Source organism: Pseudoxanthomonas suwonensis, assembly GCF_010093235.1.
Taxonomy (GTDB): Bacteria; Pseudomonadota; Gammaproteobacteria; order Xanthomonadales; family Xanthomonadaceae; genus Pseudoxanthomonas; species Pseudoxanthomonas suwonensis.
On the sequence record NZ_PDWP01000002.1, the window covers coordinates 125,522 to 149,464 of the forward strand.

Here is a 23,943-nt window from a genome sequence, read left to right on the forward strand (position 1 = left end):
ACGCGCCACCGTGATGCGGCCGGCGGGGCGCGGCCGCGCCGGTTCCGCCGGGTACCTGCGTCGTGGTGCAGGGCAGGAAGGCTGCGTGCCGGGTTGCTGTCATCATAGGCGGCCCGGCTTGCCCCGCCCGCCGGCCGCCCCCATCCAGCGAACATGCCCGACACCTCCCTGACCCTCGCCCAGTCCCGCCTGCTCCAGCCCGGCGGGCTGGATCCGGCCGCCCTCGACCGCGCCTTCGGCACCCTGCTGGGGCCGGGCATCGACTTCGGCGACCTCTATTTCCAGCACAGCCGCCGCGAGAGCTGGACGGTCGAGGACGGCATCGTCAAGGACGGCGCCCACTCGATCGAGCAGGGCGTGGGCGTGCGTGCCATCTCCGGCGAGAAGACCGGCTTCGCCTACTCGGACGACATCAACGCCGACGCGCTGCGCCTGGCCGCCGGATCGGCCCGTGCCATCGCCCGCGACGGCCGCGCCCATGCGCCGCGCCAGCTGGTGCGCAGCGGCGGCCACGCGCTGTACCCGGCGCTGGATCCGGTCGACGGCATGCGCAACGAGGACAAGGTCGAGCTGCTGCGCTCGCTGGACCGCCTGCTGCGCGCCGCCGACCCGCGCGGGCAGCAGGTCAGCGCCAGCCTCTCGGCCGGCGTGGACACGGTGCTGGTGGCGCGCAGCGACGGCGTGCTGGCGGCCGACGTACGCCCGCTGGTGCGGCTCAACGTGCAGGTGATCGTCGAGTACGACGGTCGCCGCGAGTCCGGCTACGCCGGCGGCGGCGGGCGCTATTCGTACGAGGAGCTGTTCTCAGGCGGCCGCCCCGAGCGGCTGGCGCGCGAGGCCCTGCGCCAGGCGCTGGTCAACCTCGACGCCCTCGACGCGCCCGCCGGCACCATGCCGGTGGTGCTCGGCTCCGGCTGGCCGGGCGTGCTGCTGCACGAGGCCGTCGGCCACGGCCTGGAAGGCGACTTCAACCGCAGGGGCACCTCGACCTATGCCGGCCGCATCGGCCAGCGCGTGGCCGCGCCCGGCGTGACCATCGTCGACGACGGCACCCTGGCCGGCCGCCGCGGCTCGCTCAACATCGACGACGAGGGCGAGCCCACCCGCTGCACCACCCTGATCGAGGATGGCGTGCTGGTCGGCTACATGCAGGACAGCCTCAACGCCCGGCTGATGGGCATGGCCCCGACCGGCAACGGGCGCCGCGAGTCGTTCGCGCACCTGGTGATGCCGCGCATGACCAACACCTACATGCTCGCCGGCCAGCACGATCCGCAGGAAATGATCGCTTCGGTGAAGAAGGGCCTGTACGCGGTCAACTTCGGCGGTGGCCAGGTCGACATCACCAGCGGCAAGTACGTGTTCTCGGCGACCGAGGCCTACCTGATCGAGGACGGGAAGATCACCGCGCCGGTCAAGGGCGCGACCCTGATCGGCAACGGCCCGGAAACCATGCAGAAGGTGCGCATGGTCGGCCACGACCTGGCCCTGGACGACGGCGTGGGCGTGTGCGGCAAGGACGGGCAGAGCGTGCCGGTCGGCGTCGGCCAGCCCTCGCTGCTGATCGACGGCCTGACCGTGGGCGGGACGCGGGCCTGAGCATGGGCCCGGCCGCAGCACCCCGCCGGGGCCTGGCCTCAGGCCTGGCCCGTCGCGAGCGCTGCCAGCTCCCGCGCCACGCGTTCGCGCAGGGCAGGGCCCTGCAGCCGCGGCAGCTCGGGCAGGGACAGCTCGCGGCCGATCCGGCGCGCGACCTCCAGGCCGACAAGGTAACCCCCACGCGCCGGGAATGGCCCGGATTCACCCGCACTGAAGAAGCGTGCCGCGTCGGCTTCGTCGGTCGAATCGAGGGCGTCGAGCATGGCGGACGCCACGGCACGGCGCGTGCCGGCATCGGCCCCGGCCAGCGCCGCGTCGTCCAGCAACACGTGCAGCAGGCCGGCGCCGGGATTGAGGCGCTCGCTCGCGTAGGTCGCGGTGCCTTCGATCCACAGCGCGCCATAGACCGGCGGGGCCGGATCGCCGATAAGGCCCGGCGCCACCTGGAACTGGTAGAGGTGGAAGGACTCGTGGTCCAGGAACACCGACAGGTCCGGGGAGCTGCCGTGGTAGCGCACCAGGCCATCGGCGCCGATGAACAGCGGGAGTCCTTCGCCGCCGGGCTCCAGGTGTCCGTCGAAGGCGAACAGCGAGGGCAGCAGGTAGATGCGGGTGCGGGCGTGGTCGAAGTCCGGCAGGGCCCGGGCGAAGCGCCGCACATGCGCGGCATGGACCGCCGGGAATCCCGCGGCGAGCCGGCGTACGTCGTCGGCCATCGCATCGAACTCCGGCAGCCAGCGTGCGACGCGCTCGATCCCCGGCTTGAGGCCGGCGCTGGCATACAGGCTGGCGCGCGGTGCGAAGAAGGCATCGTGCAGCGCCCGGGCGCGATCAGCCGCCCCTTCGGCGCTGGCGTAGGCACGCCAGAACTCCGGCATCAGGTCGACAAAACCTGCTTCGGGGGCCGCGCCCTCGCGGGCGTGGCCACGGCGCGGGGCGAACTGCATCGCGGCGGCAGCGAGGCCGCCAAGCAGGAACGAACGTCGTGTAGGCATGCCTTGTTCCCGGTCACCCGGGGGAAGGGACGCCGGCCACGGTACCCCGGGTCAGTCGAGGCTGTCTTCGGCGCCGAAGTCGAGTTCCCCGCCGATGGCGTCGGAGTCGCCGTCGGCCGGCGCGGCGGCCGTGCCCGCGGCGCCGGCGGCCAGCAGCGCCTTCAGTTCGCGGAACAGCTCGCGGAAGGCGCGCGGCGGTTTGTTGCGCTTGCGTTCCTCCAGCGTGCTGCGCACCAGCTGGCGCAGGTGCTGGCGATCGGCGTGCGGGTGTTCGTCCAGCAGCTGGCCCAGCGCGGCATCGCCTTCCTCGAGCAGGCGCTCGCGCCAGCTTTCGACGCGGTGCATCAGCGCGACCTCGCGGCGCGCGGCCACGCCGTCCTCGTCCAGCGCGTCGCGGATCGCATCCAGCGCGGCCTCGTCCTCGCGACGCATCTGCTTGGCCAGGTAGGCCAGCTGGCGCTTGCGGGCGATGTGCGCGGTGATCTTCCGGGTCTGCTCGATGTGCGGCAGCAGGTCCTCGGGGATCGGCAGCCTGGACAGCTGGGTCGGCGTCAGGCTGGCCAGCTTCTCCGCCAGTTCCAGCACGCCCAGGGCCTGGCGGCGCTGTTCGCTGCGGCTGGGGGAAAGGTATTCGCCGGTTTCTTCGTCGCGTCCGCGCATGGGGTGGGGGCTCTTTCGGATGGGCGCGATTCTACCCGCATGGCCATGAACTGCCGCGCCGCCCCCGCGTCGCGCGACCCGCGCCCGGCCCAGGCCGGCGCTTCCACGCATCGATTCGACAGGATGGAAAAGTGAACGACATCGCCCGCAACGACGACAGCCAGCAGCGGCTGGATCGCCTGGCAGACATCTCCCAGCGCCTGCTGGCGCGCGCCCGCGCGCTGGGCGCGACCCAGGCCGAGGTCAGCTGCAGCGAGGAGCGCGGGCTCAACGTGTCCGTGCGCATGGGCGAGGTGGAGACGGTCGAGTCCTCCAACGACCGCGGCATCGCCGTGACCGTGTACTTCGGCCAGCGCAAGGGCAGTGCCAGCACCGCCGACCTGCACGAGGCCAGCCTCGCGGCCACGGTCGAGCAGGCCTGCGCGATCGCGCGCTACACCGAGGACGACGAGGCCGCCGGCTTGGCCGACGCGGAGCTGATGGCGCGCGAGTTCCCCGACCTGGACACCTGGCATCCCTGGCGGCTGGACGCCGACGAGGCGGTGGAGCTGGCACTGGCCTGCGAGGCCGCCGGGCGCGAGGCCGATCCGCGCGTGACCAATTCCGACGGCGCCTCCTTCGGCAGCGGCGAGAGCCTGTCGGTGTACGCCAACAGCCACGGTTTCATCGGCCGCGAGCGCGAGACCCAGCACTCGCTGGGCCTTGCCCTGATCGCGGGCCAGGGCGAGGAAATGCAGCGCGACGGCTGGTACAGCATCGGCCTGGCCCGCGAGGACCTGGAAACGCCAGTGGCGATCGGCCGTCGCGCCGCCGAGCGCGCGGTGTCGCGCCTGCAACCGCGCAGCATCGCCACCGGCGAGTACCCGGTGCTGTTCTCGGCCGAGGTCGCCCGTTCCCTGGTCGGCCACCTGCTGGGCGCGGTCTCCGGCGGCGCGCTGTACCGCAGGGCCAGCTTCCTGCTCGACAGCGTCGGCACCCGCCTGTTCCCGGAATGGCTGTCGATCCTCGAGCACCCGCTGATGCTGCATGGCCTGCGCTCCTCCGTGTTCGACGCCGACGGCGTGGCCACCCGCGACAACCCGCTGGTGGTCGACGGCATCCTGCAGCGTTACGTGCTGGGCAGCTACTCGGCGCGCAAGCTGGGCCTGCAGAGCACCGCCAACGCCGGCGGCGTGCACAACATCGAGGTGACCGCCAACGCCGGCAGCCTGGCCGAGATGGCGCGCGGCATGGGCCGCGGCCTGCTGGTGACCGAACTGATGGGGCAGGGCATCAACGGCGTGACCGGCGACTATTCGCGCGGCGCGGCCGGTTTCTGGATCGAGGATGGCCAGGTCGCGTTCCCGGTGGACGAGCTGACCATCGCCGGCAACCTGCGCACGATGTTCCTGGACATCGAGGCGGTGGGCAGCGAGGCCGACCTGCGCTCGCATGTCCGCACCGGCCCGATCCTCGTGGGCCGGATGACCGTGGCCGGCGCGGATTGATATCCTCTGGGCCGCTACACCGACGCACCGCCCGGTGCCCATAACTACGATCCAGGGGAAAAAGCAATGAATGACTACAACCACGATGCCGCGGCGGTTACCGCTACGAGTCCGGAAGAGCGCCAGTGGGCGCTGTTCGCCCACCTGTCCACCTTCATCGGCCTGATCATCCCGTTCGGCACCCTGCTGGGCCCGCTGGTGGTGTGGCTGATCAAGAAGGACACCATGCCCTTCGTCAACGACCAGGGCAAGGAAGCGCTGAACTTCAACATCACCGTGCTCATCGCCATCGTGGTGTCGGGCCTGCTGACCATCATCCTGATCGGCTTCCTGCTGCTGTTCGCGGTGGGCCTGGCCTGGCTGGTGCTGTCGATCATCGCCGCCATCAAGGCCAACGAGGGCGTCGCCTACCGCTATCCCTTCACCCTGCGCCTGGTGAAGTAAGCGCTTCCCGCGCGTGGATGCACGAAGGGCCCGGCATCGACCGGGCCCTTCGCTTTTCCGGGACTGGATGGCGCGGCGCGCGTCAGTGGTTGCGCACCACCGCCAGTTCGCCCAGCGCCTGGAGCAGGACATGGTCCCCGCCGAGTCCGGCCAGCGCGGCCTGCATCTCGGCCGACAGCTGCTCCAGCTTGGCGCGCGCGCCGTCCACGCCCAGCAGGGCGGGGTAGGTGGACTTGGCCTGGGCCACGTCCTTGCCCGCGGTCTTGCCCAGGGTCTCGGAGCTGGCCTCGATGTCCAGCAGGTCGTCGCGCACCTGGAAAGCCAGGCCCAGCGCGTCGGCGAAGCGGTCCAGCCGCTGCAGGGTCGGCTCGTCGGCGCCGGCGCCCAGCGCGCCCATCCGCACCGCGGCGCGGATCAGCGCGCCGGTCTTGAGCGAATGCATGCGCTGCAGGGCCTCCAGCGGCAGCTGGCTGCCGGTGGCGTCGATGTCCAGCGCCTGGCCGCCGCACATGCCGCGTGCGCCGGAGGCGCGGGCCAGCGACTGCATCCAGCCGGCGCGCAGCGCGGCCGGGGCATCGGCCTCGGCCAGGGCCTCGAAGGCCAGGGTCTGCAGCGCGTCGCCGGCCAGGATCGCGGTGGCCTCGTCGAAGGCCACGTGCACGGTCGGGCGGCCGCGGCGCATGTCGTCGTCGTCCATCGCCGGCAGGTCGTCGTGCACCAGCGAGTACGCATGGACCAGTTCGACCGCGGCGGCCGGGGCGTCGAGGGCGTCCTCGACGGCGCCCAGCGCGGTGCCGGCGGCGTAGACCAGCAGCGGGCGCATGCGCTTGCCGCCGCCGAGGGTGGCGTGGCGCATGGCCGCGTGCAGGCGCCGCGGCTCGGCGGTGTCGGGCGGGAGCAGTCGGTCGAGGGTGGCTTCGGTGCGCGCAGCCCAGCGCGAGAACACCTCAGGCGCCATCGTCGGCGCCGAAGGGCTGGGCGTCTTCCGGACGTTCGGGGTCGGTCAGCAGGCGCACCCGCAGTTCGGCCTGTTCCAGCGCGCCCTGGCAGCGGCGGTACAGGCCGACGCCGCGCTCGTACGCGGCCAGCGAATCCTCAAGGCTCATTTCGCCCTGTTCCATCTTCTCGACCAGCTGCTCCAGCTCGTCCAGCGACTGCTCGAACTGGGCGACCGGAGAGGCGTCGAGTGCATCGTTCTTTGGCATGCGGCAAGTGTGCGCGGTGGGGCGGAAGGGGTCAACGCGGCGCGCCGGGCGCCAGCCAGCGCAGGGACAGGCCGCGTTCGCCCAGCCAGTGTTCCAGGGTGCCCGACAAGGCGATGTCGGCGGCGGCCAGCAGGGTGCCGGCGGCATCGAACAGCAGCGGCAGGTGCGCGCGCCGCCATGGCGGCACCCCGCGATCCTGCAGCAGGTGCTTGAGCGCGTGGGAATGGCTGCGGCCGGGCAGCCGGATGCGCTCGCCGCCGCGGCGGGCCCGGACCTGCAGCGGGGCGTCGAACCCGGCCTGCGCGGGCTGGCCGGCGCCGTCGGCCAGCCACAGCCGGCCGCCGTCGGGCAGGTCCAGCGGCGCGCGGCCATCCCAGGCCGCCTGCCAGTCGTCCGGCAGCGGCGCGCGCTCGAGGCCGGCATGGAGCAGCTCGCGCCAGCGCAGGACGCGGGCGCCGGACCAGGCGAAGCGCGCTTCGGCATCCGGGCGGGCGGCCAGCAGTGCGTGTTCGATCCGCTCCACGCCGCGGGCCGGCAGCGGCGGCAGCGCCAGCGTGCGGATCCACAGCCGCAGCAGGCGCGCGCGTCGTGCCGGCGGCAACGACGCCAGCAGGTCGGCCGGAAGGGTGTGGCCGGCTTCGCCGGCGTGCAGGCGCAGCAGGGCTTCCTCGTCCTCCTGCAGCAGGGCGTCGGCCTCGGCGCTCAGGCGGGCGCTGCGGGCCAGGGCCGTGGCCGCGTGCGGCCAGCGGCGCTGCAGCAGGGGCAGCACCTCCAGGCGCAGGAAATTGCGGTCGGCATCGGCCACGGCATTGCTGGGATCGTCCACCCAGTGCAGGCCGTGGGCGCGCGCATAGTCCTCCAGCGTGCCGCGCGGCAGGCCCAGCAGTGGCCGCCAGTGCCAGCCCCCGCCGAAACGGCGCAGCGGACGCATCGCCCCCAGGCCTTCCGGGCCGGAGGCACGCAGTGCACGCAACAGGAAGGTCTCGGCCTGGTCGTCCAGATGGTGGGCGGTGGCCAGAAGGCCGCCGGGTTCCATCGCCCCGGCGAGGGCCGCGTAGCGTGCCTCGCGCGCGGCCGCCTCCAGGCCGGTGCCGGCATCGCGCAGCGGGGCCACGCGGCGAACCTCGCAGGGCACGTCCAGGGATGCGGCGAACGCGAGGCAGTGCCCGGCCCAGGCATCGGCCGCCGGCTGCAGGCCGTGGTGCACATGTAGCGCACGCAGGCCGAGGGCACGGATCGCCGGATCGGTCGCAAGCCGGTGCAGCAGGACCGTGGAATCGAGGCCGCCACTGAAGCCCACCAGCAGCGGGCCCGCGCTTTCGCGTGGGAGGTCGGGCAGCGGCAGGGCGGCAGGCATGGCCGCTATCGTACGCAGCGGCGGCCCGGGCGATGCCGGGCCACCGCCCGGGGCGGCGTCAGGCCGCCTCGTAGGCGCCGTAGCCGTGCAGGCGCTCGTAGCGGCGCTGCACCAGCTGCTCGACCGGCAGCTGCTCCAGCGCGTCCAGCTCGTTGATCAGCACGGCCTTCAGGCGCCGCGCCATCTGCCGCGGGTTGCGGTGGGCGCCGCCGGTCGGCTCGCGCACGACCTTGTCGACCAGGCCCAGCTCCTTGAGCCGGCGCGCAGTCAGGCCCAGCTGCTCGGCCGCGTCCTTGGCCTTGCCCGCGTCCTTCCACAGGATCGAGGCGCAGCCTTCCGGCGAGATCACCGAGTAGGTGCTGTACTCGAGCATGATCGTGGCATCGCCCACGCCGATGGCCAGCGCGCCGCCGGAGCCGCCTTCGCCGATCACGGTGCACACGATCGGCACCTTCAGCTCGGCCATCTCCATCAGGTTGCGGGCGATGGCCTCGGACTGGCCGCGCTCTTCGGCGTCGATGCCCGGCCAGGCGCCGGGGGTGTCGATGAAGGTCAGGATCGGCAGGCCGAAGCGCTCGGCGAGCTTCATCAGGCGCAGGGCCTTGCGGTAGCCCTCAGGCTTGGGCATGCCGAAGTTTCGGCGCACCTTCTCGCGGGTGTCGCGGCCCTTCTGGTGGCCGATCACGACCACCGGGCGGCCATCGACGCGGGCCAGGCCGCCCACGATCGCCTTGTCGTCGGCGAAGGCGCGGTCGCCGGCCAGCTCCTGGAATTCGTCGCAGATGACCTGGACGTAGTCGAGGGTGTAGGGACGCTGCGGGTGGCGCGACATCTGCGAGACCTGCCACGGGGTCAGGTCGCGGAAGATCTGCGCGGTGCGGATCCGGAGCTTGTCCTGCAGCGCCTTCACCTCCGCATCGACGTTGACCGCCGGGCCGGTGCTGGCATTGCGCAGTTCCTGGATCTTGGCTTCCAGGTCGGCGATGGGCTGCTCGAAATCGAGGTAGTTCGGATTCATCCGTTGTCCGGCGTGCCGGGGAGTACAGGAAGGCGGGGAGTGTAGCCGAACCGACGGGAAGGGACCGGACCGTACGGTACGGAGATCAGGCCGCTCGCGGCAGGCGGTGGTGGCCATCCAGCCCGTTGTCGCCTCCGTCGGCCGCGCTTTCCTGCTCGTCGCGCAACTGTTTGTAGAATCCAAACAATTCAGGCGACCTGGCAGGGCCATGGACCGTTTCGACGCGATGCAGGCCTTCGTCCGGGTGGTGGAAAGCGGCAGCTTTACCCGCGCGGCCCAGGACCTCGACCTCGGCCGGGCCACGGTCACCCAGCTGGTGCAGCAGCTGGAGTCCCGGCTGCGGGTGCGGCTGCTGGACCGGACCACCCGCCGGGTCACGGTGACCGTCGACGGCGCCGCCTTCTACGAGCGCGCGCTGCGCCTGCTGGCCGATCTCGACGATGCCGAGACGAGCCTGCCCGGCGCCGCGACCACCCCGCGCGGTCGGCTGCGGGTGGACGTGCCCAGCCCGCTGGCGCGCCTGGTCGTGGTCCCGGCGCTGCCTGGCTTCCAGGAACGCTACCCGGACATCGAGCTGGTGCTGGGGGCCAGCGACCGGGTGGTCGACCTGATGGGCGCCAACGTCGATTGCGTGGTCCGCGGCGGCGAGCTGGCCGACGCCTCGCTGGTGGCCCGGCGCCTGGCGCGCCTGGCGCTGGGCGTGTACGCCGCACCGTCCTACCTGCAGCGCCACGGCACGCCACTGCACCCGCGCGAGCTGGAGGGCGACGTGCACCGCATCGTCGGCTTCCTCTGGGCCAGTACCGGGAAACCGCTGGATTACGCCATGCGCCGCGGCGGCGAGAGCGTGCAGGTCCATGGCCGGCAGCGGCTGGCGGTGGACGACGGCAACGCCTACCTGGCCGCCGCGCTGGCCGGACTGGGCGTGGCCTGGCTGCCGTGCTACATGGCCGACGCGCACGTAGGCCGCGGCGAGCTGGTGCCGCTGTTCGCCGGGTGGACGATGGCTCCGATGCCGCTGTCGCTGGCCTGGCGGCCACGGCCGTACGTCAGCGCGCGGCTGCGCGCCTTCATCGACTGGATGGTGGAACTGATGGCGCCGTACGACGCCGGCTGAGGCTCAGTGCACCCAGGGGCGGCCGATCGCGACCTTGACCCCGCGCACCACCGGCAGCCCGCGCAGCGCGTCCAGCAGCGGCGGGGCGACGCGCACCGAATTGCCGCCGTTGAGGTCCAGCACGCCGGTCGCGGCCTGGCCCTTGCGCCCGACCTGCACGTGCAGGCGCAGCGGGGTCGGTCCCGGGCGGTGGCGGGCCAGCACGTCCTCGACCCGGTTCCAGGCCTGCGGATCGCGCAGGTCCAGGCGCAGGGCAAGGCGCTGGGCGTTGTTGGCGCACAGCTGCTCGAAATCCCAGGCCGCCTTCAGGCGCAGGCTCCAGCCGCCGTTGAACTCGTCCTCGCGCAGGCCGCCCTGCACCACCAGCACGCGGTCGCGCACCAGCAGGCTGGACATCTCCGCGGCGGCCTCGGCGAACACGCCACACTCCAGGCGGCCGCGGCCGTCCTCCAGCTGCACGAACACCTGGCTGTCGCCCTTGCGGCGCAGGCCGACCACCAGGCCGGCGACCACCACCTGCACCTCCGGGCGCCAGCTGCGCTTCTCGTTGGCGCCGCTGGTGCCGGCGGCCCACAGCTTGTCCAGGTCGCCCAGGGCGTTGCCGACCAGGGCGCGCACGTCCTCGCGGTAGGGGTCGAACGGATGGCCGCTGAGGTAGTGGCCCAGGGTCTCGCGCTCGCCGTCGAGCTTCTGCCGCAGCGGCCATTCGGCGCATTCGGGCAGGTCCAGCTGCAACGCAGGGCCGGTCTCGGCCGAGGGCATGCCGAACAGCGAGGTCTGGCCGGCGGCCGCTTCCTTGGCCATCTGGTCGGTGGCCTTGAGCACTTCCGGCAGCTGCAGCATCAGCGTCGCGCGGTTGCGTCCCAGCGCGTCCAGCGCGCCGGCGTTGACCATCGCTTCCAGCGCGCGGCGGTTGAGCTTGGTCGAATCCACCCGGCGGCAGAAATCGAGCAGGTCGCGGTAGTCGCCGCCCGCCTCGCGCTCGGCGACGATGGCCTCGCACAGGCCGCGGCCCACGCCCTTGATCGCGCCCAGGCCGTAGCGGATGGTGTCGGCGGTCACCGCCTCGAACATGTACGGCGAGTCGTTGACCGTCGGCGGCAGGATGGTCAGGCCGAGGTTGCGCGCCTCGGCCAGGAAGCCGACCACCTTGTCGGTGTTGTCCATGTCCGAGGACATGGTCGCGGCCATGAACTCGGCCGGGTAATGGCGCTTGAGCCAGGCGGTCTGGTAGGAGACGAGCGCGTAGGCGGCGGCGTGCGACTTGTTGAAGCCGTAGCCGGCGAACTTCTCCATCAGGTCGAAGATCTCGTCGGCCTTCTTCTCGTCGACGCCGCCCCTGGCCGCACCCTCGCGGAACATCTCGCGGTGCTTGGCCATCTCCGCGGGGATCTTCTTGCCCATCGCGCGGCGCAGCAGGTCGGCGCCGCCCAGCGAGTAGCCGCCGACGATCTGCGCCATCTGCATGACCTGCTCCTGGTACACCATGATTCCGTAGGTGTCGGCCAGGATGGCCTCGGTGCGCGGGTCGGGGTAGACGATCTCCTGCTGGCCGTGCTTTCGCGCGTTGAAGTCCGGGATCAGGTCCATCGGGCCCGGGCGGTACAGCGACACCAGGGCGATCAGGTCCTCGAAGCGGTCCGGGCGCGCGTCCTTCAGCAGGCGGCGCATGCCCGAGGATTCGAACTGGAACACCGCGCCGGTGTTGCCGCTGGCGAAGATGTCCTTGTAGGTGGCCGCGTCGTCCAGCGGCAGCGCGGCGATGTCCAGCGGCGGGATGCCCGCGCGCTCGTGGCGGCGGTTGATGGCCTTCACCGCCCAGTCGATGATCGTCAGCGTGCGCAGGCCCAGGAAGTCGAACTTCACCAGGCCCACTTCCTCCACGTCGTTCTTGTCGAACTGCGTGACCGGGTTCTTGCCCTGCCCGTCGTGGTCGTGTTCGGCGAACAGCGGGCAGAAGGTGTGCAGCGGGGCCGGCGCGATCACCACGCCGCCGGCGTGCTTGCCGGCGTTGCGGGTCAGGTCCTCCAGCTGGCGCGCCAGGTCGATCAGGTCGCGGACGTCGTCCTCGCTGCCGTAGCGCTGGATCAGCTCGGCCGAGGCCATCTCGCTGTCCTTGCCTTCGCCCATCGCGTCCTTGAGCGTGATGCCCAGGATGTTGGGGATCAGCTTGGCCACGCCGTCGACGAAGCCGTACGGGAAGCCCAGCACGCGGCCGGCGTCGCGCACCACGGCCTTCGCGGCCATGGTGCCGTAGGTGATGATCTGGCTGACCCGCTCGCGCCCGTACTTGCGGGCGACGTAGTCGATCACCTCGTCGCGCCGGTCCATGCAGAAGTCGATGTCGAAGTCGGGCATCGACACGCGTTCCGGGTTGAGGAAGCGCTCGAACAGCAGGTTGTAGGGCAGCGGGTCGAGGTCGGTGATCTTCAGCGCCCAGGCCACCAGCGAGCCGGCGCCCGAACCACGGCCCGGGCCGATCGGGATGCCCTGGTTCTTGCCCCACTGGATGAAGTCGGCAACGATCAGGAAGTAGCCGGGGAACCCCATCTTGATGATGGTGTCCAGCTCGAAGTCCAGGCGCTTGAAGTAGTCCTCGCGGGTCTTGCCCGGGGCTAGCGGGTTCTTCGCCAGGCGCTCCTCGAGGCCGGCGTAGGACTCCTTGCGGATCCAGCTGTCCAGGGTCTCGTCCGACGGCACCGGGTAGTCCGGCAGCGCGTACTTGCCCAGGGTCAGCTCGAGGTTGCAGCGCCGCGCCAGCTCCACGGTGTTGCTGATCGCGTCGGGGATGTCGGCGAACAGCGCCGCCATCTCCTCCGGCGACTTCAGGTACTGCTCGGGGCTGTACTCGCGCGGGCGCTTGGGATCGTCCAGCACCCGGCCCGAAGCAATGCACACGCGCGCCTCGTGCGCGTCGAAGCCGGCGCGGTCGAGGAAGCGCACGTCGTTGGACGCCACCACCGGGATCCCGCGCTCGGCCGCCGCGTGCAGGGCGAAGCTGTTGAACGCTTCCTCGCCGTCACGCCGGGTCCGGGTCAGCTCCAGGCACAGGTTGCCGTCGAAGTCGCGCTGCCAGTCGGCCAGCTGCTGCTGGGCCAGGTCGTGGCGGTTCTCCAGCGCCAGGCGCCCGGCCAGGCTCTCGCGCCCGGCCAGCAGGATCAGGCCGCTGCCGCACTCGCGCACCCATTCCGGGCGCACGGCAACGCCGCCCTCGGGGCGGTGGCCTTCCATCCAGGCCCTGGTGAGCAGCTTCGACAGGTTGAGGTAGCCGCCGTGGTCGCGCACCAGCGCGGTCAGCCGCCACGGCGCCTCGCCGGGGGCACTGGCCACCATCAGGTCGGCGCCGGCCACCGGCTTGATCCCGACCGCCTCGCAGGCCTTGTAGAACTTGATCAGGGCGAACAGGTTGTTGAGGTCGGTGACGGCCAGGGCGGGCAGCCCCAGTTCCACCGCGCGGCTCAGCAGGTTCGGCCGCTTGGCCTTGGCCGGGTCCGCCTGGTCCGGTTTCTCGGGCACGCGGATGATCGAGTCCGCAAGCGAGTACTCGGTGTGGACGTGGAGGTGGACGAAGCCGGACATGCGGCGGTCAGGGTACCGGGGGGCAGGGGGGGCAACAAGGCTTGACGCCGGGCCCGCGGCGCGGACCGCAGGTGCGGCGGGCCCCGGCGGGGGCAGACCGGACCGGCGGGATCGGCGATCATCGCCGCCTCCGATCCATGGAATGGAGTCCCGCGTGACGGCAACCGACCTGCGTCCGCTCGCCCCCGGCGAGCGCAACCCCACCTTGGATGCACTGCGCGGCACCGCGCTGCTGGGCATCCTGCTGATGAACATGGAGGGTTTCAACGGCCCGGTGCTGGCATCCGGCAGCGGCCTGGACCCGAGCCTGGCCGGCGCCGACCGGGTGGTGGACGCGCTGGTCTATTTCTTCGTCCAGGGCAAGTTCTTCACCCTGTTCTCGCTGCTGTTCGGCATGGGCTTCATGGTCATGTCGCAGCGCGCCGAGGAGGCCGGGCGTGGGTTCGCCGGCCTGTACCTGCGGCGCATGGCGGTGCTGCTGTGCATCGGCCTGGCCCACGGCGTGCTGGTCTGGTCCGGCGACATCCTGCTGGCCTACGCCCTGCTGGGCATGCCGCTGCTGCTGGTGCGCAACGCGCCGCCGCTGTGGCTGGCGCTGCCGGGCGTGCTGCTGTTCCTGGCCGGCCCGGGCATGGTGCTGCTGTATGCGCTGGCCCTGGCCGTCTCCGGCCCGGCCATGCAGGCCGCCATCGACAAGCAGATGGCGCCGATGGTGGAGCTGGTCGCCCGCGCCAGCGAGGTCTACGCCCACGGCAGCTGGGGCGAGGCGGTGGCGGTGCGCGCCGCGGAGGTGGCGGTCAACCTGTCCGGCCTGCCCATCATCGGTGGGCTGGTGCTGGGCATGTTCCTGGTCGGCGCGGCGCTCGCGCGCAGCGGCGCGCTGGCCGCCCCGGAGCGCTTCCCGCGGCTGTTCGCCCTGCTGCGCTGGGGGCTGATGCCGCTGGGCGTGGCGGTCATGGCGGGGTCGATGGCGATCACCCCCGGGGCGAGCTTCGGCCAGTTCAACGCGCGCATCGGCCTGGCCCAGGCCCTGGGCCTGCTGGCTGGCGGACTGATGTGCATGGGCTACGTGGGCTGGCTGGTGGCCCTGTTCCGCAGCCGCGCCGGCGCCGGCCTCGCGCGCTGGCTGGCCCCGGCCGGGCGCATGGCGCTGACCAACTACCTGCTGCAGTCGGTGGTCTGCACCCTGGTGTTCTACAACTACGGCCTGGGCTACTTCGGGCAGATGCCGCGCGCCTGGCAGGCGGTGTTCGCGCTGGTGCTGTTCGTGCTGCAGGTGATCTTCAGCCACGCCTGGCTGGCGCGTTTCCGCTTCGGGCCGATGGAGTGGCTGTGGCGCTCGGCCACCTACCTGCGCCCGCAGCCGATGCGCCTGCGCGCGCAGCCCGCGGCCGGGCGCGCCTGACCCGCCGTCCCCATCCTCCGCCGTCGTCCCGGCCCTGGGCCGGCCACGGCGGCATTGCTTCCGCGCGCACGCGCCTGCCGCTAACCTCGCGCCACTCACAAGGAGCGGGTTCATGGACAAGGTCGCGGCCGCGGGCCGGCGCAAGGGCAGGATCGTCCAACGCGGCGCGGCCGCACGCTGGCTGCTGGCCGCATGCATGGCGCTGGCGGGCACCGCGGCCGCCGCCGGCGCGCCCGACCCCGCGGCGCCGGTGGCCACGCCCGGCACCTCCTGCCCGCAACGCGACGGCGACACCTCCCGGCCGCGGATAGGCCTGGCCCTGGGGGGCGGCGGCGCGCGCGGCGTGGCCCACCTGGGCGTGCTGCGCAAGCTGGAGGAGCTGGGCGTGCCGGTGGACTGCATCGCCGGCACCAGCATGGGGTCGCTGGTCGGCGGCCTGTACGCGGCCGGCGTGCCGCTGGAGGAGATGGAGCAGCTGGTCCTGGAAGCGGACTGGAAGCAGCTGTTCGACGACTCCATTCCCCGCCGCGAGCGCAGCTACCGGCGCAAGCAGGACGACCGCGAGGGCCTGGCCACCATCGGCCTGGGGCTGGGGCCGCGCGGCGTGCGGCTGGCGCCGGGCGTGCTGCAGGGCGCGCGGATCCTGTCGCTGTTCGAGCGCAAGACCCTGCACGTGGCCGCGGTGAGGGATTTCGACGAGCTGCCGATCCCGTTCCGCGCGATCGGTACCGACCTCAACACCGGGCAGCCGGTCGAACTGGGGTCCGGCAGCCTGGCCCTGGCGATGCGCGCCTCCATGTCCCTGCCGGGCATCTTCCAGCCGGTGCGGATCGACGGTCGGGTGCTGGTCGACGGCGGCATCGCCGAGCAGGTGCCGATCGATACCGTGCGGCGCATGGGCGCGGACGTGGTCATCGCGGTGGACGTCGGCACCCCGCTGATGGAGCTCGGCAGCGATGCCAGCGTGCTGCAGGTGGTCTCCCAGCTCACCGGCATGCTCACCGTGGGCAATACCCGCGACTCGGTCTCGCGCCTGGGCGGGCGCGACGTGCTGGTGGTGCCCCTGCTCGGGGAGGATGTGGCCACCGGCGATTTCGCCAAGGCCGCCGAGGCCCTGCGCATCGGCCGCGAGGCCGCCGAGGCCGCAGCCCCGGCGCTGGCGGCGCTGCCGCGCTGGCGCGCCGTGCCGCCGGCCACGCCGCCGGCGGGCGGACCCGCCGGGGGCGGGTACGTGCGCCTGGAGAACGAGAGCCGCTACGACGACCAGGTCCTTACCGAGATCGTCGACATCCCCCTGGGCCGGCCGCTGGATGCCGACCACCTCGAGCGGGCCACCCTGCGCGCCTACAACGAGGGCACCTTCGCCAGCGTCACCTACGAGGTCGAGCGCAACGACGAAGGCCTGACCGGCGTGGTGGTGCGCGCGCGGGAGAAGCCGCAGGGCCCGAACTACCTGCAGGCCGGCTTCCGCACCGCCACCGACTTCAGCGGCACCAGCGAGAGCAGCCTGCGCCTGGCCCTGCTGCGTTCCCCGGCCACACCCTATGGCGCCGAGGCGCGCGTGCTGCTGGGCCTGGGCAGCGAGCCGGAACTGCAGGGCGAGTACTACCACCCGTTCGATCCGCAGGCGCGCTGGTACCTGCAGACGCGCCTGGGCGCGCGCCGCACCACCGTCCCGGTGTTCGACGGCCGCGGCAACCGCGTGGCGACCTACGAGGCGCAGGCGGCCAGCGCCCAGCTGGGCCTGGGCCGCACCTTCGGCCGCTACGGCGCCGCCGAGATCGGCCTGGAGCGCAGCACCGGCGAGGCCGAAGTGGAAGTGGGCGATCCGACCCTGCCGGACGTGGACCTCGATGCGGGCAGCTGGTACGCGCAGGTCGCCGTGGACCGCCTGGACAGCCTGTACTTCCCGCGCGAAGGCCACTGGTCGCGCCTGGCCTACCGCCGCAGCGCCGGCTGGCTGGGCGGCGACGCGCGCTTCGAGGAGGCCGGGCTGGACGTACTGGCGGCGGCGCCGTTCGGCCGCCACGCGCTGCAGGCGGGGCTGGCCTGGCACGCCACCCTGTCCGGCGAGCTGCCGCTGCACCTGCGCCACCGCCTGGGCGGACGCGGGCGCCTGGCCGGGTTCCACTACAACGAACTGGCCGGGCAGCACTACGCGATGCTGATGGCCGGCTACAGCTACCAGCTGGCCGCGCTGTTCCGGCGTTCGGCCGTGGTCGGCGCCACTGTCGAGTACGGCAATGCCTGGGAGGAGCGCGGCGACATGCGCGCCTCCGATGGCATCTGGAACGGCAGCCTGTACCTGGGCTTCGATTCGGCGATCGGGCCGATGCTGTTCGGCTACGGCCTGCGCGAGGGCGGCGAGGGCGTGCTGTTCCTGGAGATCGGCAAGCCGCTGTGACCGTGGTTGCGGCGGCAACCACGTCCCGCGCCCGCGGGACGGGCGGGTAGACTTGCGCGGGTGAACCCCCAAGACGACGTCCTCATCCTCGGCGGCGGCGCCATCGGCCGGGCCACCGCGCTGTCGCTGCTGGAGGCCGGTCGCGGGGTACGGGTGCTGGAGGCCGGCCGGGTCGGCGGCGCCACCTCGCACGGCAACTGCGGCACGGTCACGCCCAGCCACGCGCCGCCGCTGGCCGCGCCCGGCGTGCCCTGGCGCGCGCTGCGCTGGATGCTGAGCCCGGACGCCCCGCTGTACCTCAAGCCGCGCGTGGATCCGGAGCTGTGGCGCTGGCTGCTGCGCTTCGCCCGCCGCTGCAACCACCGGGCCGGATGGAAAGCGCGCGCGGCCGCGCCGCGATCCTGCGCGAATCGCGCGTGCGCCTGGCGCAGTGGATCGAACGCTACGGCCTGGACTGCCAGTTCACCGCATCCGGCCTGGACTACGTGTTCCGCGCCCGCCGCAACTTCGACGAGTACGTGGCCGAGTGCGGCCCGCTGGCCGAGCTGGGCATCGCCACCGAGGTCATCGACGGCGCGGAGTACCAGCGCCGCGAGCCCGCGCTGCGCGAAGGCCTGGTCGGCGCGATCCACTTCCCCGACGACGCCCACCTGCGCCCGGACCGCTACACCGCCGGCCTGGCGCGCGCGATCCGCGATCGCGGCGGAGTGATCGAGGAGCAGGCCACGGCCATCGCGTTGTTGCCCGATGCAACGGGCGCCACCGTCGAGCTGGCCGACGGCAGCCGTCGCCGCGCGCGCGAGGTGGTGGTGGCGATGGCGGCGTGGACGCCGCGCCTGTTGCGCCCGCTGGGCGTGCGCCTGCCGATCCAGCCGGGCAAGGGCTATTCGATCACCTATGGCCCGCAGCCCGGCGCACCGCGGCGCCCGCTGGTGCTGAAGGACCGCCAGGTCTTCGTCACCCCGTGGGAGGACGGTTTCCGCCTCGGCAGCACGATGGAGTTCTCCGGCCAGGACACCAGCCTCAACCCGGTGCGCCTGGGCGCGCTGGAACGCGCCGCGCGCGAGTACCTGCGCCAGCCACCGCCGGTCGACGCGGCGCTGGAGAAGTGGTACGGCTGGCGTCCGATGACCTACGACGACCTGCCCGCGCTGGGCCCCGCGCCCGGCCATCCTCACGTGTGGATCGCGGCCGGCCACGGCATGCTGGGCATCAGCATGAGCGCCGCCAGCGGCCAGCTGCTGGCCGACCTGGTGACCGGCCGCGCACCGGCCATCGATCCGCATCCCTACCGGGTCGAGCGCTTCCGTTAGACGCAAAGGAGCTTCCGCATGAGCCAGACCGCTACCCGTCCGCAGGCCGATTTCGACCTGGTGGTGATCGGCGGAGGCTCGGGCGGGCTGGCCGGCGCGTTCGCCGCGGCCGCACGCGGTGCGCGGGTGGCGTTGCTGGAGCCGCGCGAGCTTGGCGGCACCTGCGTCAACGCCGGCTGCGTGCCGAAGAAGGCGATGTGGCTGGCAGCCGGGCTGGCCGAGCGCATGGCCCTGGCGGCCGACCTGGGCTTCCGCCTGCCGGAGGCGCCGCCGGCGCTGGACTGGCAGGTGTTCATCGCCCACCGCCAGCGCTACATCGCCAACATCCACGCCAGCTACCGGCGGCGCCTGGACGAGGCCGGCATCGCGCTGATGCCCTGCCGTGGCACGCTGCGCGACGCGCACACGGTGGACACCGACACCGGCGTGCGCCTGCGCACCGGACGCGTGCTGCTGGCCACCGGCGGGCATCCGCTGCGCCCGGACATCCCCGGCGCCGGGCTGGCCGGCGTATCCGACGACTTCTTCGAACTGACCCGGGCGCCGGCGCGCGTCGCGCTGGTGGGCGGCGGCTACATCGCGGTGGAACTGGCCGGCGTGCTGCAGGCGCTGGGCAGCCGGGTGGAGCTGTTCGCGCGCGGCCCGCGCCTGCTGTCGGGCATGGACGCGGAGATCGTCACCATGCTCCAGGCCAACATGCAGGCCCGCGGCGTGCGCCTGCACCTGGAGTCGCCGGTCGCCGCGCTGAAGGCCGGCGATGGGGGGGGCGTGCGCGTGGTGCACAAGGGCCAGGCGCAGGGCGTGGTGCCGGAGCCGTTCGACTGCGTGCTGTTCGCCACCGGGCGCCGGCCCAATACCGCCGGCATGGGGCTGGAGGAGGCCGGGGTGGAGCTGGGCGAGCGCGGCGAAGTGGTGGTCGACGCGTGGCAGGACACCTCGCTCGAAGGCGTGCACGCGGTGGGCGACGTCACCGGCAGGCTGGCGCTGACCCCGGTGGCGATCGCCGCCGCGCGGCGGCTGATGGCGCGGCTGTTCGGCGGACAGGCCGATGCGAAGCTTGATTACGACAACGTGCCCACCGTGGTGTTCTCGCATCCGCCGCTGGCCACCGTGGGCCTGACCGAGGAGCAGGCGCGGGAGAAACACGGCGCGGCGGTGAAGGTGTTCACCAGCAACTTCCGGCCGATGATGACCGCCCTGGCCGACTCGCCGCAGCGCAGCCTGTTCAAGATCGTCTGCGTGGGCGAAGAGGAGCGGGTCGTGGGCATCCACCTGCTGGGCGAGGCGGTGGACGAGATCCTGCAGGGTTTCGCGGTGGCGCTGAAGCTCGGCGTGACCCGCGCGCAGCTGCACCAGGTCGTGGCCATCCACCCGACCTCGGCCGAGGAACTGGTGCTGCTCTGAGCTCCACCGCGGCCGGACTACAATCGGCCGCATGGACGACATCTTCCACCTGCACCAGGGCGACGCGCCGCTGCTCGTGAGCCTGCCGCACGACGGCACCGAGGTGCCCGCCGACATCGCCGCGCGCCTGACCGACAGCGCCCGCCGCGTGCCGGACACCGATTGGCACGTCTCGCGCCTGTACGCCTTCGCCCGCGAACTCGGGGCGTCGATCATCCGCCCCCGCTATTCGCGCTACGTGGTCGACCTCAACCGGCCGCCGGACGACACCTCGCTCTATCCGGGCCAGAACACCACAGGCCTGTGCCCGGTGACCCAGTTCAGCGGCGAACCGGTGTACCTGCCCGGCGCCGAGCCGGACGAGGCGGAGATCGCGCGTCGGGTGGAGCTCTACTGGCGTCCCTACCACGACAACCTCGACGCCGAGCTGCAGCGCATCCGCGGCCGGCACGGGCGCGCGGTGCTGTGGGAAGGCCATTCGATCCGCGGCACCCTGCCGTACCTGTTCGAGGGCGCGCTGCCGGACCTCAACCTCGGCACCGCCGCCGGCCACAGCTGCTCGCCCCGGCTGCAGCAGCGCCTGGCCGAAGTGCTGGCCGCGCATCCGCAGTACACCCACGTGGTCGACGGCCGCTTCAAGGGCGGCTACATCACCCGCCACTACGGCGCACCGGAGACCGGCGTGGAAGCCGTGCAGCTGGAGCTGGCCCAGCGCACCTACATGGACGAGGAAAGCTTCACCTACGACCCGCAACGCGCCGAAGCGCTTCAGCAGGTGCTGCGCGCGCTGCTGCAGGCAGCGATGGAATGACTCCCCCTCTCCCTCCTGGAGAGGGGAAAGCTCGAGTAGCCCGGGTAAGCGAAGCGCACCCGGGTCCCCCTTTCGCTTCAAGGCAAGCGGCGCCGTTTGTGCGCCGTACCGTCGCCAAGGCCTCGCCACCCTGGGCGTGAGGCTCCTGCGTAGCCCGGATAAGCGAAGCGCATCCGGGTCCCCTCGGCCGTTGGAGGTAAGGCGGCATCGCTTGCGCGCCATGGCGCGCAAGCCGCCGAACGCCCGCGTCTCCCGGACGCGGGCCGGGGCGCGGAGCGGAGTAGGGGATCGGGAACCGGCCTGTGTTTCGGATCGCGGCGCTGCCATGCGCCCTCCCGGATGCGCTTCGCTTATCCGGGCTACGCAAAGCGGAGCGGGCGCCGTGGCGACGCCCTGCGTCAATCCTCCTCCGGCTTCGGCTTCCACGCCGCCACCAGCTTCTGCTGCACGTTGGGCGGCACCGGTTCGTAATGGCTGAAATCCAGCGCATAGCGGCCCTTGCCCGCGGTCAGCGATTTGAGCTCGGCGGCGAAGCCCTCCAGCTCGGCCTGCGGCACCTGCGCGCGCACCACCGATTCACTGCGCGCGTTGTTGCCCGATCCGTCGGTACCGGCGATGCGCGCGCGACGCGTGGCCAAGGCGCCGGTGACGTCGCCCAGCTGCGCTTCCGGCGCCCACACCTCCAGCGCCACCACCGGCTCGAGCACCAGCGGCCTGGCCTTGGAAACCGCATCGAGGAAGGCCTTGCGCCCGGCGGTGGCGAACGCGACCTCCTTGCTGTCCACCGGATGGTGGCGACCGTCATGGACCACCACGCGCACGTCCTGGATCGGATGGCCGCTGATCGCGCCACCCTGCAGCGCCTGGCGCACGCCTTTCTCCACCGCGGGGATGAACTGCCCGGGGATGGTGCCGCCCTTGACCTCGTCCACGAACTCGAACCCCGCGCCGCGCTCCAGCGGTTCCACCCGCAGGAAGACCTCGGCGAACTGGCCGGCGCCGCCGGTCTGCTTCTTGTGGCGGTGATGGCCCTCGGCCGGCACCGAGATGGTCTCGCGGTAGGCGATGCGCGGCGGCCGTGCCGTCACCTCCAGGCCGAAGCGGTCCTTCAGCCGTTCCAGCATCACCCGCAGGTGCAGCTCGGACAGGCCGCGGATCACCGTCTCGTTGACCTCGACGTTGTGCTCGACGACGAACGCCGGATCCTCCTCGGCCAGCTTGCGCAGCGCCTGCGACAGCTTCTGCTCCTGGCCGCGGCTGGCGGCCTGCACCGCCAGGCCGAACATCGGCCTGGGGAACGACACCGGCGCCAGGTGCACGCCGTCCTCCTCGTGGCTGTCGTGCAGCACCGCGTCGAAGTGCACCTCCTCGATCTTGCCGACCGCGGCGATGTCGCCGGGGATGGCCTGCTCGATCTCCACGTGCTCGCGCCCGCGCAGGGCGAACAGGTGGCCCACGCGGAACGGCTTGCGGCCGTCGTCCACGAACAGCTGGGTGTCGCGCCGCACCGTGCCCTGGTAGACGCGGAACACGCCCAGCTTGCCCACGAAAGGGTCGTTGACCACCTTGAACACGTCCGCGATCACATGCCCGTCCGCATCGGGCTTGACCACCATCGGTCGCTCGCCGCCGTTGCCGTCGCCGGCCAGCAGCTGCGGCGGGTTGGCCTCGGTAGGATCGGGGAACAGGCGCGAGACCAGCTGCAGCAGCTCGCGCACGCCCACGCCGCTGCGCGCGGACACGAAGCACACCGGGATCAGGTGGCCCTCGCGCAGCGACTTCTCGAAGGCGTCATGCAGCTCCTGCGGCGTGAGCCCGTCCTCGCCGTTCTCCAGGTAGCGATCCATCGCCTCCGGGTCGACCTCCACCACCTGGTCGAGGATGCGCTGGTGCCATTCGGACACGGGGCCGAGGTCGGAGTCGCCGGCCTGGGCGTCGAAGCAGTCGATCACGCGCCGGCCCCAGTCCGCCGGCAGGTTCAGCGGCAGCACTTCCGGGCCGAAGGTCTCGCGCAGCTGCATCAGCACGCCGCTGCAGTCGGCGTGCTCGTGGTCGATCTTGTTGACCACGATCGCCCGGCAGAGCCCGCGTTCGCGCGCGCGCTCCATCAGGCGCAGGGTGCCGTGCTCGACGCCGGTGTCCGCGTCGACCACGACCAGCGCCGTTTCCACGGCCGACAGCGCCGACAGCGCCGGCCCGCGGAAATCCGGGTAGCCCGGCGTGTCGATGAAGTTGAGGTGGGTGCGGCCTTCGCCGTTGGCCAGGTCGATGCTGGCGATGGCGATATCCAGCGAGTGGCCGCGCTGCTTTTCCAGTGGATCGGAGTCGGACACGGTATTGCCGCGTTCGACGCTGCCTGCCGTAGCGAGGACGCCGCCGGCATGCAGCAGGGCTTCGAAAAGGGTTGTTTTGCCGGCGCCGGGGTGGCCTGCGAGGGCCACGTTGCGGATGTCGCGTGTGGTGTAGGGCACGTGCCATTCCTCCCATCTTGGGTGGCTGGCCGTCATGGCTGTGCGGCACGTGCCGATCCATGGAAGGGCGGCCCGGGCGCGTGCCAGCGGGCGGTCATGGCGGAGACCACACCATCGCGCCTTGCGCGTCCGCGGGCACGTTGCGTCGCACAAGCACGCGCCCGTCACGCGCACGGACCGCTAACAGCCCGGCCGCTAGGCTGCGCCTTCCCCTCCACGGAATGTAAGGACCACGCCATGGGCATCTCGCGTCACGCCACCGCGCACTGGGAAGGCGACCTCAAGGCCGGCAAGGGCACGCTGGACACGCCGCAGAGCGGCCTGCTTTCAGGCACCCGCTACGGCTTCAACAGCCGCTTCGGCGAGGAGAAGGGCACCAATCCCGAGGAACTGATCGCCGCCGCGCACGCCGGCTGCTTCACCATGGCGCTGTCGGCCAAGCTGGGCGAGGCCGGCTTCACCCCCACCGCGCTGGATACCCGCGCCGAGGTCGACCTCTCGCTGGAAGGCGGCCCGGCGCTGTCGCAGATCCGCCTCAGGCTCAAGGCGCAGATCCCCGGCATCGACGAGAAGCAGTTCCGCGCCATCGCCGACGACGCCAAGCAGAACTGCCCGGTCTCCAAGGCGCTGTCGGCGGTGCCGATCAGCCTGGAAGCCGAACTGGTCGGTTGAGT

17 protein-coding genes and 1 pseudogene are annotated in these 23,943 nt (G+C 72.2%); 10 read left to right on the forward strand and 8 right to left on the reverse strand.

The genetic code is table 11. The features are described 5' to 3' along the window. Positions 1 to 153 precede the first annotated feature (153 nt). Complete coding sequence (tldD, locus tag CSC68_RS01485) at positions 154 to 1,599, forward strand: metalloprotease TldD (RefSeq protein WP_162201728.1); 1,446 nt, start codon at positions 154 to 156, stop codon at positions 1,597 to 1,599. 38 nt (positions 1,600 to 1,637) lie between these two features. On the opposite strand, the gene CSC68_RS01490 is transcribed toward tldD, so the two are convergent. Further along, the gene (locus tag CSC68_RS01490; RefSeq protein WP_162201729.1) at positions 1,638 to 2,594 is read right to left on the reverse strand and encodes a hypothetical protein; all 957 of its coding nucleotides are present in this window, start codon (positions 2,592 to 2,594) and stop codon (positions 1,638 to 1,640) included. 51 nt (positions 2,595 to 2,645) lie between these two features. Continuing rightward, positions 2,646 to 3,254, reverse strand: coding sequence for a ribosome biogenesis factor YjgA (gene yjgA / locus CSC68_RS01495; RefSeq protein WP_162201730.1), 609 nt, complete (start codon positions 3,252 to 3,254; stop codon positions 2,646 to 2,648). A gap of 131 nt (positions 3,255 to 3,385) precedes the next feature. On the opposite strand from yjgA, the gene pmbA reads away from it, so the two are divergent. Continuing rightward, positions 3,386 to 4,741, forward strand: coding sequence for a metalloprotease PmbA (gene pmbA / locus CSC68_RS01500; protein WP_162201731.1), 1,356 nt, complete (start codon positions 3,386 to 3,388; stop codon positions 4,739 to 4,741). Positions 4,742 to 4,807: 66 nt separating this feature from the next. Further along, complete coding sequence (locus CSC68_RS01505) at positions 4,808 to 5,185, forward strand: DUF4870 domain-containing protein (RefSeq protein WP_162201732.1); 378 nt, start codon at positions 4,808 to 4,810, stop codon at positions 5,183 to 5,185. An 82-nt stretch (positions 5,186 to 5,267) separates the two neighbouring features. Here CSC68_RS01505 and CSC68_RS01510 read toward each other — a convergent pair whose 3' ends face one another. The 4 genes from CSC68_RS01510 to CSC68_RS01525 are packed head-to-tail and all read right to left on the reverse strand — an operon-like array spanning position 5,268 to position 8,765. After that, positions 5,268 to 6,143, reverse strand: a complete 876-nt coding sequence (locus CSC68_RS01510) for a polyprenyl synthetase family protein (RefSeq protein ID WP_162201733.1) — start codon at positions 6,141 to 6,143, stop codon at positions 5,268 to 5,270. Then, positions 6,133 to 6,390, reverse strand: a complete 258-nt coding sequence (locus CSC68_RS01515; RefSeq protein ID WP_162201734.1) for an exodeoxyribonuclease VII small subunit — start codon at positions 6,388 to 6,390, stop codon at positions 6,133 to 6,135. Before CSC68_RS01515 ends, CSC68_RS01510 begins: the two co-directional genes overlap by 11 nt. Before the next feature lie 31 nt (positions 6,391 to 6,421). Next, positions 6,422 to 7,747, reverse strand: a complete 1,326-nt coding sequence (gene tilS / locus CSC68_RS01520; protein WP_162201735.1) for a tRNA lysidine(34) synthetase TilS — start codon at positions 7,745 to 7,747, stop codon at positions 6,422 to 6,424. Positions 7,748 to 7,805: 58 nt separating this feature from the next. Then, on the reverse strand, positions 7,806 to 8,765 hold the full coding sequence (locus CSC68_RS01525) for an acetyl-CoA carboxylase carboxyltransferase subunit alpha (protein ID WP_162201736.1): 960 nt from the start codon (positions 8,763 to 8,765) through the stop codon (positions 7,806 to 7,808). Between the two features lie 208 nt (positions 8,766 to 8,973). Here CSC68_RS01525 and CSC68_RS01530 point away from each other — a divergent pair, with 208 nt between their 5' ends. Continuing rightward, a complete protein-coding gene (locus CSC68_RS01530) occupies positions 8,974 to 9,882 on the forward strand; it encodes a LysR substrate-binding domain-containing protein (protein WP_162201737.1) in 909 nt (302 codons plus the stop codon). A gap of 3 nt (positions 9,883 to 9,885) precedes the next feature. On the opposite strand, the gene dnaE is transcribed toward CSC68_RS01530, so the two are convergent. Continuing rightward, entirely contained in the window at positions 9,886 to 13,461 is a 3,576-nt protein-coding gene (gene dnaE / locus CSC68_RS01535; protein WP_162201738.1) for a DNA polymerase III subunit alpha, read from the reverse strand. A 154-nt stretch (positions 13,462 to 13,615) separates the two neighbouring features. Here dnaE and CSC68_RS01540 point away from each other — a divergent pair, with 154 nt between their 5' ends. From CSC68_RS01540 to hutG, 5 genes and pseudogenes are all read left to right on the forward strand, one after another. Continuing rightward, positions 13,616 to 14,866 carry a DUF418 domain-containing protein gene (locus CSC68_RS01540; protein ID WP_211365673.1) on the forward strand — a complete coding sequence of 417 codons (1,251 nt, stop codon included), beginning with the start codon at positions 13,616 to 13,618 and terminating at the stop codon, positions 14,864 to 14,866. 112 nt (positions 14,867 to 14,978) lie between these two features. Then, complete coding sequence (locus CSC68_RS01545) at positions 14,979 to 17,270, forward strand: patatin-like phospholipase family protein (RefSeq protein ID WP_162201740.1); 2,292 nt, start codon at positions 14,979 to 14,981, stop codon at positions 17,268 to 17,270. A 60-nt stretch (positions 17,271 to 17,330) separates the two neighbouring features. Then, positions 17,331 to 18,583 (forward strand): annotated as a pseudogene (locus CSC68_RS01550) (NAD(P)/FAD-dependent oxidoreductase). 18 nt (positions 18,584 to 18,601) lie between these two features. Beyond that, positions 18,602 to 19,987 carry a glutathione-disulfide reductase gene (gene gorA, locus CSC68_RS01555; RefSeq protein WP_162201741.1) on the forward strand — a complete coding sequence of 462 codons (1,386 nt, stop codon included), beginning with the start codon at positions 18,602 to 18,604 and terminating at the stop codon, positions 19,985 to 19,987. A 31-nt stretch (positions 19,988 to 20,018) separates the two neighbouring features. Beyond that, positions 20,019 to 20,798 (forward strand): N-formylglutamate deformylase, encoded by a 780-nt coding sequence (gene hutG, locus CSC68_RS01560; protein WP_162201742.1) that lies wholly within the window; start codon positions 20,019 to 20,021, stop codon positions 20,796 to 20,798. A 398-nt stretch (positions 20,799 to 21,196) separates the two neighbouring features. Here hutG and fusA read toward each other — a convergent pair whose 3' ends face one another. Next, the gene (fusA, locus tag CSC68_RS01565; protein WP_162201743.1) at positions 21,197 to 23,269 is read right to left on the reverse strand and encodes an elongation factor G; all 2,073 of its coding nucleotides are present in this window, start codon (positions 23,267 to 23,269) and stop codon (positions 21,197 to 21,199) included. A gap of 237 nt (positions 23,270 to 23,506) precedes the next feature. Here fusA and CSC68_RS01570 point away from each other — a divergent pair, with 237 nt between their 5' ends. Further along, positions 23,507 to 23,941: an OsmC family protein gene (locus CSC68_RS01570; RefSeq protein WP_162201744.1), complete on the forward strand. Its 435-nt coding sequence runs from the start codon at positions 23,507 to 23,509 to the stop codon at positions 23,939 to 23,941. Positions 23,942 to 23,943 lie beyond the last annotated feature (2 nt).